Source organism: Mycobacterium sp. 852002-10029_SCH5224772 (assembly GCF_001667315.1).
Classification (GTDB): domain Bacteria; phylum Actinomycetota; class Actinomycetes; order Mycobacteriales; family Mycobacteriaceae; genus Mycobacterium.
This window is the reverse complement of the sequence record NZ_LZHT01000044.1, coordinates 1-12850: the sequence shown is the minus strand read 5'-3', so window position 1 is coordinate 12850 and position 12850 is coordinate 1. Positions and strand designations below refer to the sequence as shown.

Sequence of the window (12850 nt, the reverse complement as noted above, 5' to 3'; positions counted from 1 at the left end):
AACTACCGATGCCTCCCCTCGGCGAACGGGTCGCTAGTTGCACTTTCGCGGAGGGCGGACGAGTTGGCCTGTAAGCCGGATTCTGTTCCCCACCGCCGCGCGTAGCAACGGCAGTGCGGCGGCGACCATCCATCTGGACACACCGTCACCGGGTGCCTCGAGCGGCCTACCCGCAGGCTCGGGCGAGCAGCCCTCGAACGCCTGCGCGGCCGCACCAGCGGTGCGGCCTTCTTGGCCTTGCTTCGGGTGGGGTTTGCCTAGCCACCCCGGTCACCCGGGATGCTGGTGCGCTCTTACCGCACCGTTTCACCCTTACCACCGCGAGGGTGGCGGTCTGTTTTCTGTGGCACTTTCCCGCGAGTCACCTCGGATTGCCGTTAGCAATCACCCTGCTCTGTGAAGTCCGGACTTTCCTCGAACCGCCTTGCGACGCTCCGCGGCCGCCCGGCCAACTCGTCCGCGACGATAAACGGTACCCGCTGCACCCGGCCAGGGCCAGCAACGCATTACCGTGGACTTCGACCACGAATCGGAAGGACGCGGATGTCCCTGTGGGAGAAGCGCGTGGACTCGGGCGATTGGGATGCGATCGCCGCCGCGGTCGACGAGTACGGCGGGGCGCTGCTGCCGCGACTGGTCACGTCGGCCGAGGCGGCGCGGTTGCGCAAGCTCTATGCCGACGACGCTCTGTTCCGCTCCACCATCGACATGGCGCCCAAACGCTATGGCGCCGGGCAGTACCGCTATTTCCACGCGCCCTATCCCGCACCGATCGAGGAACTCAAACAGGCGCTCTATCCCCGGCTGCTGCCGATCGCCCGCGCCTGGTGGGGCAAGCTCGGCCGGGACACGCCCTGGCCGGACCGCCTCGACGATTGGCTGGCGGCCTGCCACGCCGCCGGACAGACCCGATCCACCGCCCTGATGCTGAAATACGGTGCGGGCGACTGGAATGCGCTGCATCGAGACCTCTACGGGGAGTTGGTGTTCCCCTTGCAGGTGGTGATCAACCTCAGCGACCCGGCTACCGATTACACCGGCGGGGAATTCCTGCTGGTCGAGCAGCGGCCGCGGGCCCAATCCCGGGGCACGGCAACGCAATTGCCGCAGGGGCATGGCTACGTCTTCACCACGCGGGAGCGGCCGGTGCGCTCGGCCCGCGGTTGGTCCGCGGCGCCGGTACGCCACGGTGTGTCCGTGGTTCGCACCGGGCAGCGCTATGCCATGGGATTGATCTTTCACGACGCGGCGTAGGGGTTATCGGTCCCGTCGCAACGCAATCACGTTGTCAGGCACCCTGGCCGTTTCCCCGTTGACGGTCATCTCGCGCTCGACGGTCTCGGTCCGCAGCCGAGTCCAGGCGGTGGCGTCCAGCCGCAACGAGGCGATCACCTCCTCGATACCGAGGAAGGAGTGATCGTGGTGCTGCGCCCACGGCGGCACCGCCCCGTGGTCCACGATGAGCAGCACGCCATGGGGGTTCACCCGGTCGGCGGCGTGCCGCAACACGTTTTCCCGGTCGAGGCGGGCCGGCGAATGAAAATACTGGGCAGAGATCAGGTCGAACATCCCTTGCGGGAAAGTCTCGTCGAGGTTATGCCGTTCAAAGTCGATGTGGGCGAGCATATTCCGCGCCGACGCGGCCGCGCTGGCGCGGAGCAGCGCGGTATCCGAGACGTCGACGCCCACCACCTGCCAGCCGTGTTCCGCGAGCCACAGTGCGTCGGCCCCTTCCCCGCAGCCCAGATCCAGGGCCCGTCCCGGCGGCAGATCGGCGGCAACCTCGGCAAGCCGGGGGTTCACCCTTCCGCTCCAGACTCGCTCGATCGAGCGGTAGCGCTCTTCCCAGAACTGCTGGGCATCATCAGGTTTGCAAGAACTGTCCACACCGCGAGCTTGCCCATCTCAATTCGGTTTGCCAAGCTGAATTGCCATGCAGGCAAAAACCACCCCAGATATCGACCTGCTGGTGCGCCGACGCCTCCGGGAACTGCGTGTGCAGCGCGGCATGACGCTGCAGGAGGTCGGCGAGCGGGCGGGCATCGACATCTCGACGCTCAGCCGCCTGGAGTCCGGGAAACGCCGGCTGGCGCTGGATCATCTGCCGCGGCTGGCCCGGGCCCTCTCGGTGAGCACCGACGAGTTGTTGCAGACCTCCCAACCGCCCGACCCGCGGGTGCGCGGCGCCGCGCACACCCACCACGGCGTCACCTACTGGCCGTTGACCCGGCAGGGTCCCGCCGGCGGGCTGCACGCGTTCAAGGTTCGCGTCAGCGCCCGGCGCCGCAACCCGCCCGCCGACCTGCCGGTGCACGAGGGGCAGGACTGGATGTACGTGCTTGCCGGCCGGATGCGGCTCATCCTGGGCGACCGCGACTTCACCATCGAGGCGGGCCAGGCCGTCGAGTTCTCGACCTGGACGCCGCACTGGTTCGGCGTGGTGGACGGGCCGGTGGAGGCCATCGTCATCTTCGGCCCGCACGGCGAACGGCTTCACCTGCACGATTAGGACCCGAGATCTCACTGAGCGATCGCTCAGCGTTCACCATTGCCCAGCGGGGACGTTGGTGCCAGGCTGACCAGATGACAGAAGCCGAAAGTTTCGTCGACCAGACGGTGACGGGGCTCGCGGAGCCGCAGCCGATGTACAAGGCGCTGCGCGAATCCAGCCCGGTGCTCCGGTCGCCGCAGGCGGTGGTTCTGAGCCGGCTCGCCGACATCGAGATGGCGCTCAAGCACACGGAGTTGTTCTCGTCGAACATGGACGCGGTCGATCTGGGCAACATCCGCCCGCTGATTCCGCTGCAAATCGACCCGCCCGAGCATGCGAAGTACCGCCGCATCCTCGACCCGCTGTTCACTCCGAGGGAGATGGCCCGGCGCGAACCCCGCATCACCGAGCTGGTCAACGAGATGATCGATCGCTTCGCCGACCGCGGCGAGTGCGACTTTCATGCCGAGTTCGCCGTTCCCCTGCCGTGCACGGTGTTTCTGCAGTTGCTCGGCCTGCCGCTGGAAGACCTCGACCAATTCCTGGTGTGGAAGGACGGCGTGATCCGCCCGGAGGGCGACTCGGGCTTCAACCGCCGCCACGAAAGCTCCGCGGGTGTGGCGCAACAGATTTACGACTACTTCGACCATGCCATCGACGACCACATCGCCGCCCCGCGCGACGATGTGCTGTCCGCGATGATCGCGGCGAACTTCAAAGACGATGCCGGCCAGCCCCTGTCGCGCGAGGAACTGCTCGACATCTGCTTCCTGTTCCTCATCGCCGGACTGGACACGGTCACCGACTCGCTCGATTGTTTCTTCGTGTACCTGGCGCGTCACCCCGATCACCGTCATCAACTCGTCGAGCAGCCCGACGTGCTGCCCAGCGCCGTCGAGGAGTTGTTGCGCTGGGAGACACCGGTGCCCGGGGTCGCTCGAGTTGCCGTTGCGGACGTCGAGGTGGGCGGGTGTCCCATCAGCAAGGGTGAACGGGTGAGCCCGCTACTGGGCGCGGCCAACACCGACCCGGCCGAATTCCCCGACCCGGAGCTGGTCGACTTCACCCGCAACCCGAACCGGCATCGGGCCTTCGGCGGCGGCCCGCACCGCTGCCTCGGTTCGCACCTGGCCCGCACGGAACTGCGGGTGGCCCTGCGCGAATTCCACCGGCGCATACCGGATTACGAGATCAAGCCCGGTACTGAGCTCTCCTATACCGCCGCGCTGCGGTCGGTGGAGTCGCTGCCGCTGGTATTTCCGGTGCCATGACTCGCGTAGCCGTCGACGCCGACGTGTGCACGGGGCACGGGCGCTGTTACGCCTTGGCGCCCGACGTCTTCGACGCGGACGAGGTCGGCCACTCCGTGGTGCTCGTCGAGGAGGTCTCCGGCGAACTCGAGGCGCAGGCCGTCACAGCGGAGCGAAACTGCCCGGAGCGCGCCATCACGCTTTCGCGCTGAAGCGTCCTGGACGGCCGGTGCTGCGCCGCAGCGGTGCTCGACCTTCGTATTCGGGCGGGCGCGGCGCTAACGTGGTGTGGTGGACCGGGGCTCGGAATACGCCGTGGCCGCGCCGCGCAGCGCGCCCGGCGTGACGTCGATGGTCGGATACCGGACCCTGGAGGCTCCCGAGGGCGTGCACCGTGGCATGCCGTCCTCGACGTTGACGTTCATCGTCAGTCTCGACGACGGGGTGGAAGCCGGTGACACCGCAAGCGCACTGGAGGCTGCCCGCCCAAACCCGCTGCTGCTCAGCGGCCTGCACGTGCGGGCGAGTCATGTGCGGCAGCGACGCGGCCAGGCGGGGGTGCAGCTGGCGGTGCATCCGCTCGCAGCACGTGCGCTGTTCGGCGTGCCCAGCGCCGAGCTTCCCGTCACCGAATACGACGCGACCGCCGTGCTGGATCGCGACGTCGTCGAACTGCATCATCGGGTGACCGAGGCGCGCGGCTGGCCGGACGTGTTCGCGCTGGTGGCCCGCTACCTCATCGAAGCACGACGGCGCGACGACGGCGCGACCGTGCGCCCCGAGGTCGCGTATTCCTGGCATCTGCTGGAGCGCAGCCGCGGCCTGATGCCGGTTGCTGCCCTGGCGGACTCGGTCGGAGTGACGCCGCGGCACCTGACGACGCTGTTCCGCCGGGAGGTCGGCCATTCGCCGAAGACGGTGGCGATGCTGATGAGGTTCGAGTATGCGACGTCGCGGATCGCCGAGTCGGCGCGCCGGTACGGACGGGTCGATCTCGCACGGGTCGCGGCCGCCACCGGATACAGCGACCAGGCGCACATGACCCGCGAATTCGTGCGTTTCGCCGGTGTGCCGCCGCGGCGGTGGTTGGCCGAAGAGTTCCGAAACATTCAAGACGGCGGCCATTCGTTCGGCGCACAGTGGGACCATGACCGCTTCGAATCCGACCGTCTGGTTAACATTGCAGGCCCATGACGCGCCCAAGCTGATCGATTACTACGTCGACACCTTCGGCTTCGTCCTCGCGGCGCGCTACGGCCAGGGCGAGACCGTCGATCACGCCCAACTGAATTGGCCGCAGGGATGCGGAGGGATCATGCTGGGCAGCCACAAGCCCGGTGCGCAATGGTGCCGCGAACCCGGTACCGCCGGCGGTTATATCGTCACCGCCGATCCCGACGCGCTCTACGAGCGGGTGCTGCAACGTAAGGCCGAGGTCGTGCGGCCGTTGGCCGAAACCGACTACGGCGCCCGTGAATTCACCGTGCGCGATCCCGAAGGTAATCTGTGGTCCTTTGGGGACTACGGCGGCGCACCGCTGTCAGCCGGTTAGATACGCCGTCTGGTTCACCAACCGCACCGAAGACGCTCCGTCGGAATAGAATTCGGCGATGCTCAACGACGCCAGGTCGAGGTGCAACCGGTACAAGATGCCAGGCCCGGCGTCCAGGGCCTCCCGCAGCAGCATCTTGATCGGGGTCACGTGCGACACCACCAGCACCGTCGTGCCTTGATGGGCGGCGAGGATGCGTTCCCGAATGCTTGTCACGCGGTCCAGTACCGCGTCGAAGCTTTCGCCGCCGGGCGGGGCGGTGCTGGTGTCGCGCAGCCACCGACCGTGCAGCTCGGGGTCGCGCTCCGCGGCCTCGGCGAACGTCAACCCCTCCCAGGCTCCGAAATCGGTCTCGATCAGGCCGTCGTCGACGGTCACATCGAGGCCCAGCGCCTTGGCGGCCGCCGCCGCGGTGTCGTAGGCCCGCTGCAGCGGTGAGGCGAAGACCGCGGAAATCCCGCCGCGCTGAGCCAGATACCGCGCCGCCGCATCGGCCTGCCGCCGCCCCACCTCGGTGAGTGCCGGGTTGCCGCGGCCCGAATAGCGGCGCTGCACCGACAACTCCGTCTGCCCGTGGCGCAGCAGCAGTAACCGGGTGGGGGTGCCGCGGGCGCCGGTCCAGCCGGGTGCCGTCGGCGATGGTGCCGCAACGGTTTTCGCCGTGTCGGGGACGGAGGGCTCGGGCTTTTCCGCCGGTGCGGGCTTTTCCGCCGGTGCGGGCTTTTCCACCGGTGCGCCCTTTTTCGCCGCACCGTTTGCCTCGGCCGCGGCATCCATCGCCTCGTTGGCCAGCCGGTCGGCGTGGGAATTTCGCTCCCGCGGAATCCAGGAGTAGCTGATCTTGTCGAAGTGCGCCGCCAGGCTTCGGGCCTGGGCATTCAGTTCAATCAGATCGGGGTGCTTGACCTTCCACCGCCCGGACATCTGTTCCACCAACAACTTGGAATCCAGATACACCGCGGCCTCGCGGGCGCCCAGCTTCAGGGCGTCGTCCAAACCGGCTATCAGGCCGCGGTATTCGGCGACGTTGTTGGTTGCCCGGCCGATGGCTTGCTTGTTCTCGGCCAGGACGGTCGCGCGGTCCTCGGTCCACACGACGGCGCCGAAGCCGGCCGGCCCGGGGTTGCCGCGCGATCCGCCGTCGGCCTCGATGACAACTTTCACTGATCGAACCCCTTGACCCGCAGCAGAATCGCACCGCATTCCGGGCATCGCACCACGTCGTCGTCGGCGGCGGCCGAGATGCGGGCGAGTTCGCCGCGGTCGATCTCGAGCCGGCAGGCCCCGCACCGCTTTCCCTGCAGCTGGCCCGCGCCCGGTCCTCCCCCGGCGCGCTGTCGTTCGTACAGGGCGGACAGGGCCGGGTCCAGTGCGGCGCTCAGCGAGTCGCGTCGCGACGAATGATGCTCGCGGGCTTCGGTGATGTCGGCGAGCGCGGCATCGAGGGCCTGTTGCGCGCTGACCATCTCGGCCTCCAGAGTCTCGAGCGCCCGCTGCTCGGCGTCCAGCTGGGACTGCAGCTCCTCGCGATGTTCCATCACCTCCAGCAGGGAATCTTCCAGGCTGGTCTGACGACGCTGCAGGGTCTCCAGTTCGTGCTGCAGGTCCGTCAGTTGCTTGGCGTCGATCGTTCCCCCCTGCAGCAGCGCCCGGTCACGATCTTCGCGCTGACGCACCGCATCGATCTCCGATTCGAGCCGCTTGACGTGAGCGTCGATGTCTTCCAAGGCGATACGCACCGCGCCCTGCCGGTCGCCGGCGGCGTCGTATTCCTCCTGCATTCGTCGGCAGGCCTCTTGCTCGGGCAGATGGGCGGCCCGGTGTGTGATGCGGGACAGCTCGGCATCCAGTTTGGACAACTCGAGAAGCGAACGCTGCTGTGCTACTTCGGCTTTCATGACTTTTTCCCCCCGGACTCGTTGTCACCGTGCTCGACATTCCAAGGGTCGGTGCGAATCGAGCTCACCCGCACCGGAAGCTCCGCCCCGAACCGCGACCGCAGCAGGTCGGCGGCCTGTTCACACCATGGGAATTCACTTGCCCAATGTGCCACATCGACCAGCGCCACATCGGAGGCCCGACGATGCTCGTCGGCCGGGTGGTGCCGCAGATCGGCCGTGACGTAGGCCTGCACGCCGGCACCGGCCGCGGCGGCCAACAGCGAATCCCCGGCGCCGCCGCAGACGGCGACCCGCGACACCGGCATGTCGGGGACCCCCGCCGCCCGCACCCCCCAGGATGTCGCCGGCAACGCGGCGTGGACACGGGAAACGAAGTCGCGCAAGGGCTCCGGGCGGGCCAGCGTACCGATGCGGCCCAACCCGGCGTGGCTGGGTGGCGGCACCATCGCGAAGATGTCGAACGCGGGCTCTTCGTAGGGATGGGCGGCGCGCAGGGCCGCCAGCACCGCGGCCCGGAGCCGCGCGGGGGCCACGACCTCGAACCGGTCCTCGGGGACCCGCTCGACGTTGCCGACGCTGCCCACCGCGGGCGAGGCGCCTTCGTGCGGTAGGAACTGCCCGATACCGGCGACGCTCCAGCTGCACTGCGAGTAGTCACCGATGTGACCGGCCCCGGCCTCAAACACCGCCGCCTGCACCGCTTCTGCGTTCTCGGTGGGCACGTAGATCACCCACTTGTCGAGGTCGGAGGCGCTCGTCGCCGGCTCGAGCACGGCCTCGACATCGAGCCCGAGAGCCGCGGCCAGCGCGTCGGACACACCGGGGCTGGCCGAGTCGGCGTTGGTGTGCGCGGTGAACAGCGAACGCCCCGTCCGGATCAGCCGGTGCACCAGCGCGCCCTTGGGGGTGCTGGCCGCCACGGTGTCCACCCCGCGCAACAGCAGCGGGTGGTGGGCCAGCAGCAGGCTGGCGTCGGGAACTTCGTCGACGACCGCGGGCGTCGCGTCCACCGCGACGGTCACCGACTTCAGCACGTCGTCGGGGTCACCGCACACCAAGCCCACCGAATCCCATGGTTCGGCAAGCCGCGGCGGATAGGCCTCATCGAGCACCGCGATGACGTCGGCCAGCTTGACGCTCACCGCCGCCCCCCAAGGTGTCCCGTGGTTTCCGAGATGGCTTGCGTCAGCAGCGGCCACTCCCGGCGCACCGCGGCCCGCAAGTATTGCTCGTCCAGGCCGACGAACGTATCACAGCGTCGAATAGCAATTCCCCTGTCATGCAGTCGATTTCGTAACTCAACGGCCCCTGGTGTGCGAAACAGCACAAACGGGGCCTGGCCGTCGATCACGTCGGCGCCCACCGACGTCAGCCCGGCCACCATCTCAGCGCGCAGCTGGGCCAGTCGCGCCGCCCCGGCCGCCGCGTCGGCGACGGCCTGCGGACCGCAACAGGCCGCGATGGCCGCCAGCTGCAGCGTCCCCACCGGCCAGTGCGCCCGCTGAACGGTCAGCCGCGCCAACACTTCCGGCGAACCCAGCGCGTAGCCCACCCGCAATCCGGCCAGCGCCCAGGTCTTGGTCAAGCTGCGCAGCACCAGCACATCGGGCAGCGCCTCACCGGCCAGCGATTCCGGCTCGCCGGGAATCGAGTCGGCGAACGCCTCGTCGACCACCAGGATCCGGCCGGGCCGGCGCAATGCCAGCAGCTGCTCGCGGCGGTGCAGCACCGAGGTGGGGTTGGTCGGATTGCCCACGACGACGAGGTCGGCGTCCTCGGGGACGGCCGCACCCTCGAGGCCGAAGGGCGGCCGCAGCACCACGTGGTGCACCGGCACTCCGGCGGCGGTCAGCGCCGCGGCCGGCTCGGTGAACGCCGGCGCGATGATCGCCGCCCGCGCCGGGCGCAGGTTGCCCAGCAGCGCGAACCCCTCGGCCGCCCCGGCCAGCGGCAGCACCTCATCGCGGGCCCGGCCGTGCCGCCGGGCGGCCGCATCCTGCGCCGCATGGACGTCGTCGATGCTCGGGTAGCGCGCCAGGTCGGGCAGCCGCGCGCCCAGCCGTCGCAGCAGCCAGTCCGGCGGTTGGCCGTGCCGGACGTTGACGGCGAAATCCAGCATCCCGGGCGCGACGGCCTGATCACCGTGATAGCGCGCCGCAGGCGGGCTCAGGTTCAGACTCGCCACCCGTGAAACACTAGTGCGCCGCGCGGGCCGGCCGGACGAACACCGGCAACACCGTCACACCCGGTCCCGCCCATCGAGGACAATGGTGAGGTGACAGGCACAACGTCAGCCGATCGCCAGCCCCCTGGCCGCACAGATCCTGGGGCGCAGCTGGTGATCTTCGACCTCGACGGCACACTGACCGACTCCGCCGAGGGCATCGTGGCCAGCTTCCTGCATGCGCTCAACCACATCGGCGCCCCGGTGCCACCCGGCGACCTCGTCGCCCAGATCGTGGGCCCGCCGATGGACGACACCTTCCGGTCCATGGAGCTCGGCGACGATGCCGAGCACGCGATCGCGGCCTTCCGCGAGGAATACGGCGCCCGGGGGTGGGCGATGAATGCGCTCTTCGACGGGATCGAGGCGCTGCTGGTCGATCTGCGCGCCGCCGGCGTCCGGCTGGCGGTGGCCACCTCCAAGCTGGAACCGACGGCGCGGCGCATCCTCGCCCACTTCGGCCTCGACCAGCATTTCGAGGTCATCGCCGGGGCAAGCCCCGATGGTTCCCGCAAAGCCAAGGTCGAGGTGCTCACCCATGCGCTGTCGCAGCTGAAGCCGCTGCCCGAGCGGGTGCTGATGGTCGGTGACCGCAGCCACGACGTGCACGGCGCGGCCGCACACGGCATCGACACCGTGGTGGTCGGCTGGGGGTATGGCAGGGCGGACTTCCCCGACGGGGCCGCGGGCCTGAACGGCGTCACGCACGCCGCGAGCATCGACGAGTTGCGGAGGGCGTTGGGTGTCTGATTCCGGGTCGAAGACGCCGCTGCACGTCACGTTCGTGTGCACGGGCAACATCTGCCGGTCGGTGATGGCCGAGAAGATGTTCGCCGACCAGCTGCGCCGGCGGGGTCTGGCGGACGCGGTGCGGGTGAGCAGCGCCGGCACCGGCAACTGGCACGTCGGCGAGTGTGCCGACGAGCGCGCCGCCGGCGTGCTGCGTGCCCACGGCTACGCCTGCGAGCACCGCGCCGCGCAGGTCGACGCCGACCATCTGGCGGCCGATCTGGTGGTGGCCCTGGACCGCAACCACGCCCGGATGCTTCGGCACCTGGGTGCCGAAGAGGACCGCGTCAAGATGCTGCGGTCTTTCGATCCGCGCACCGGCGCCCACACGCCCGACGTCGACGACCCCTACTACGGCGACACAAAAGATTTCGAACACGTCTACGACGTGATCGAGGCCGCGCTGCCCGGTCTGCATGACTGGGTCGACGAACGACTCGCGCAGAACGGGTCGCGTTGATGCGCAGATTGGCGTTTGTGCTGCGCCCGGGCTGGATAGTGCTGGCCCTGGTGGCCATCGCGTTCGCCTACCTGTGTTTCACGGTGCTCGCCCCCTGGCAGTTGGGAAAGCACAGCAGGACCTCGGCGGAGAACCACCAGATCGAGCACTCGCTGAACACCGCGCCCGTCCCGGTGAAAACCTTGCTGCCGCAGCAGAACTCGGCCGCCTCCGGGGATCAGTGGCGTCAGGTCACCGCGACCGGACATTACCTGCCCGACATCCAGGTGCTGGCCCGGTTGCGGGTGATCGACTCCAAACCGGCGTTCGAGGTGCTGGCGCCCTTCGCCGTCGACGGCGGACCCACCGTGTTGGTCGACCGCGGCTATGTGCGGCCGCTGGAGGGATCTCGCGTTCCCCCGATCCCCCGCCCGCCCACGCAGACGGTGACCGTCACGGCGCGGCTGCGCAACTCGGAGCCCGCCGCTGCGGGCAAGGATCCGTTCGTGGCAGACGGTGTGCAGCAGGTGTATTCGATCGACACCGAGCAGGTCGCGGTGCTGACGAAGGTCCCGCTGGCCGGGTCCTATCTGCAGTTGGTCGACGGCCAGCCCGGCGGGCTCGGGGTCGTCGGCGTGCCGCAGTTGGACGCCGGGCCGTTCCTGTCCTATGGCATCCAGTGGATCGCGTTCGGAATTCTCGCCCCGATCGGGTTGGGCTACTTCGCGTATTCCGAGATCCGCGCCCGCCGCCAGGAGAAGCAACAGCGGCCGTCCCCGGCGGCCGAGACGGCGCCCGTTCCCGAAGCGCCGCAGACGGTTGAGGCCAAACTCGCCGACCGTTACGGCCGCCGCCGGTAACCCGACAGCAGCCCGGCCAGCAGCATGGCGCCCGCTTGCACCAGTGACGACAGCATGACCGCGCGCCGCAGGTCGGTCACCGTCGGCTCCCGGCCGTCGCCGAGCGTGGGCCGGATCTGCAGCTCGTGGCGGTATTGGGTGGGCCCGCCCAGGCGCACGCCCAGCGCCCCGGCGAATGCCGCCTCGACGACGCCGGCGTTGGGGCTGGGATGCCGGCCGGCGTCGCGGCGCCCGGCCCGCGCCGCGCCGGACGGTGAGCCGCCGACCAGGGGCGCCAACGCGACCGCCAGCGACGCGGTCACCCGCGCGGCGAGATAGTTGGCGACGTCATCCAATCTCGCTGCAGCCCAACCGAATCGGAGGTAGCGCGGCGAGCGGTAGCCCACCATGGAGTCCAGGGTGTTGATGCCGCGATACACCAGCACCGCGGGCACGCCGCCGGCCGCCGCGTACAGCAGCGGAGCCACCTGGGCGTCGGAGGTGTTCTCGGCGACCGATTCCAGCGACGCCCGGGTCAGGCCCGCGCCGTCCAGCGACGCGGCGTCGCGCCCGCACAGCGACGGCAGCAGCCCGCGCGCGCCCTCGACGTCGCCGCGCTCGAGCAACTCCGACATGGCCAGCCCGGTGCGCGCCAACGAGGTTCCCCCCAGCGAGACCCAGGTGGCCGCGGCGGTCACCGCGATCGAGCACAGCCGGCCGCGCTCGGCGATCCGCTGCACGGCCATGCCGACCACGCCCAACGACCCGATCAGCACGCCGAGGTGAATTGCGCCGGCCGTCCGGGCATCGCGGTAGGTCAGGCTCTCCAACGCGGCGGCGGCCTGACCGAACGCGGCGACGGGATGACCCCGTCGCGGGTCGCCCAGCGCGCGGTCGGCCAGGTAGCCGATCAACACGCCGGAAAGGCGGGTGTGCGTCGCGAACACCCCGGCAGCGTCTCACACCGGACGCCGGACTGGTTGCCCGGTCAGCCGCGCCGCTTCCGGTGGCCGGTGTTCTCGCTGCCGTCCGCCGGCCGGCCGATGGATCCCTCATGGGGCCTGCTCAGATTCCCACTCTCCTTGTGGCACATGCGATCTCGTGCACGTCGGGGCCGCCGCGCCGTCGAGCATCCACACCTGGTGCCGGAAGCCGGCGTCGGTGTGCTCGTCGAGGATCGGGTCGGCGCCGAGAAGGTTGCGATACCACCGGCCGCTGGCTTCGATGTCACGCACCGTGACCGCGACGTGATTGAGCGCTGGGAAGGCCATGGCGTCGACTCTAGCCCCTCGACGGCGCGGCGGCCCCGACGTGCACGAGATCGCATGTGCCACAAGGAGAGTGGGAATCTGAGCAGGCCCCATG

At 69.4% G+C, this 12850-nt stretch carries 15 protein-coding genes, 1 other RNA gene and 1 pseudogene; 9 read left to right on the top strand and 8 right to left on the bottom strand.

What is annotated here, in order from left to right; translation table 11 throughout:
• Positions 1 to 55: 55 nt before the first annotated feature.
• Positions 56 to 456, bottom strand: an RNA gene (gene rnpB / locus A5775_RS10215) — RNase P RNA component class A.
• An 87-nt stretch (positions 457 to 543) separates the two neighbouring features.
• Between rnpB and A5775_RS10210 the strand changes: the two genes are divergently transcribed.
• Positions 544 to 1254 (top strand): 2OG-Fe(II) oxygenase, encoded by a 711-nt coding sequence (locus A5775_RS10210; RefSeq protein WP_067251485.1) that lies wholly within the window; start codon positions 544 to 546, stop codon positions 1252 to 1254.
• A gap of 3 nt (positions 1255 to 1257) precedes the next feature.
• Here A5775_RS10210 and A5775_RS10205 read toward each other — a convergent pair whose 3' ends face one another.
• Positions 1258 to 1887: a bifunctional 2-polyprenyl-6-hydroxyphenol methylase/3-demethylubiquinol 3-O-methyltransferase UbiG gene (locus A5775_RS10205; protein ID WP_067251483.1), complete on the bottom strand. Its 630-nt coding sequence runs from the start codon at positions 1885 to 1887 to the stop codon at positions 1258 to 1260.
• Between the two features lie 46 nt (positions 1888 to 1933).
• Between A5775_RS10205 and A5775_RS10200 the strand changes: the two genes are divergently transcribed.
• From A5775_RS10200 to A5775_RS10180, 5 genes are all read left to right on the top strand, one after another.
• On the top strand, positions 1934 to 2509 hold the full coding sequence (locus tag A5775_RS10200) for a helix-turn-helix domain-containing protein (RefSeq protein WP_067251480.1): 576 nt from the start codon (positions 1934 to 1936) through the stop codon (positions 2507 to 2509).
• Between the two features lie 74 nt (positions 2510 to 2583).
• On the top strand, positions 2584 to 3762 hold the full coding sequence (locus A5775_RS10195; protein WP_067251479.1) for a cytochrome P450: 1179 nt from the start codon (positions 2584 to 2586) through the stop codon (positions 3760 to 3762).
• On the top strand, positions 3759 to 3953 hold the full coding sequence (locus A5775_RS10190; protein ID WP_067251477.1) for a ferredoxin: 195 nt from the start codon (positions 3759 to 3761) through the stop codon (positions 3951 to 3953). The genes A5775_RS10195 and A5775_RS10190 overlap by 4 nt, the downstream gene beginning before the upstream one ends.
• Positions 3954 to 4092: 139 nt before the next feature.
• Positions 4093 to 4935: a helix-turn-helix domain-containing protein gene (locus tag A5775_RS10185; protein ID WP_067251522.1), complete on the top strand. Its 843-nt coding sequence runs from the start codon at positions 4093 to 4095 to the stop codon at positions 4933 to 4935.
• On the top strand, positions 4889 to 5293 hold the full coding sequence (locus A5775_RS10180) for a VOC family protein (protein WP_067251474.1): 405 nt from the start codon (positions 4889 to 4891) through the stop codon (positions 5291 to 5293). The genes A5775_RS10185 and A5775_RS10180 overlap by 47 nt, the downstream gene beginning before the upstream one ends.
• Here A5775_RS10180 and A5775_RS10175 read toward each other — a convergent pair.
• Genes A5775_RS10175 through cobC form a run of 4 tightly spaced genes read right to left on the bottom strand, consistent with a single transcriptional unit; the run spans position 5282 to position 9379 of the window.
• Positions 5282 to 6457 (bottom strand): bifunctional RNase H/acid phosphatase, encoded by a 1176-nt coding sequence (locus tag A5775_RS10175; protein ID WP_067251472.1) that lies wholly within the window; start codon positions 6455 to 6457, stop codon positions 5282 to 5284. The genes A5775_RS10180 and A5775_RS10175 overlap by 12 nt on opposite strands.
• The gene (locus A5775_RS10170) at positions 6454 to 7191 is read right to left on the bottom strand and encodes a zinc ribbon domain-containing protein (protein WP_067251470.1); all 738 of its coding nucleotides are present in this window, start codon (positions 7189 to 7191) and stop codon (positions 6454 to 6456) included. Before A5775_RS10170 ends, A5775_RS10175 begins: the two co-directional genes overlap by 4 nt.
• Positions 7188 to 8336, bottom strand: a complete 1149-nt coding sequence (locus A5775_RS10165; protein WP_067251467.1) for a Nif3-like dinuclear metal center hexameric protein — start codon at positions 8334 to 8336, stop codon at positions 7188 to 7190. The genes A5775_RS10170 and A5775_RS10165 overlap by 4 nt, the downstream gene beginning before the upstream one ends.
• Positions 8333 to 9379 carry an Rv2231c family pyridoxal phosphate-dependent protein CobC gene (gene cobC, locus A5775_RS10160; protein ID WP_067251465.1) on the bottom strand — a complete coding sequence of 349 codons (1047 nt, stop codon included), beginning with the start codon at positions 9377 to 9379 and terminating at the stop codon, positions 8333 to 8335. Before cobC ends, A5775_RS10165 begins: the two co-directional genes overlap by 4 nt.
• Positions 9380 to 9469: 90 nt before the next feature.
• On the opposite strand from cobC, the gene A5775_RS10155 reads away from it, so the two are divergent.
• The 3 genes from A5775_RS10155 to A5775_RS10145 are packed head-to-tail and all read left to right on the top strand — an operon-like array spanning position 9470 to position 11506.
• Entirely contained in the window at positions 9470 to 10168 is a 699-nt protein-coding gene (locus A5775_RS10155) for an HAD-IA family hydrolase (RefSeq protein WP_197512488.1), read from the top strand.
• A complete protein-coding gene (locus tag A5775_RS10150) occupies positions 10161 to 10667 on the top strand; it encodes a low molecular weight protein-tyrosine-phosphatase (RefSeq protein ID WP_082952954.1) in 507 nt (168 codons plus the stop codon). The genes A5775_RS10155 and A5775_RS10150 overlap by 8 nt, the downstream gene beginning before the upstream one ends.
• Entirely contained in the window at positions 10667 to 11506 is an 840-nt protein-coding gene (locus tag A5775_RS10145; RefSeq protein WP_067251460.1) for an SURF1 family protein, read from the top strand. Before A5775_RS10150 ends, A5775_RS10145 begins: the two co-directional genes overlap by 1 nt.
• On the opposite strand, the gene A5775_RS10140 is transcribed toward A5775_RS10145, so the two are convergent.
• Entirely contained in the window at positions 11488 to 12432 is a 945-nt protein-coding gene (locus A5775_RS10140; RefSeq protein ID WP_067251458.1) for a cobalamin biosynthesis protein, read from the bottom strand. The two genes, A5775_RS10145 and A5775_RS10140, sit on opposite strands and share 19 nt — an antisense overlap.
• 174 nt (positions 12433 to 12606) lie before the next feature.
• Positions 12607 to 12756, bottom strand: a pseudogene (locus A5775_RS10135) (VOC family protein); the annotation flags it as partial.
• Positions 12757 to 12850: the final 94 nt, after the last annotated feature.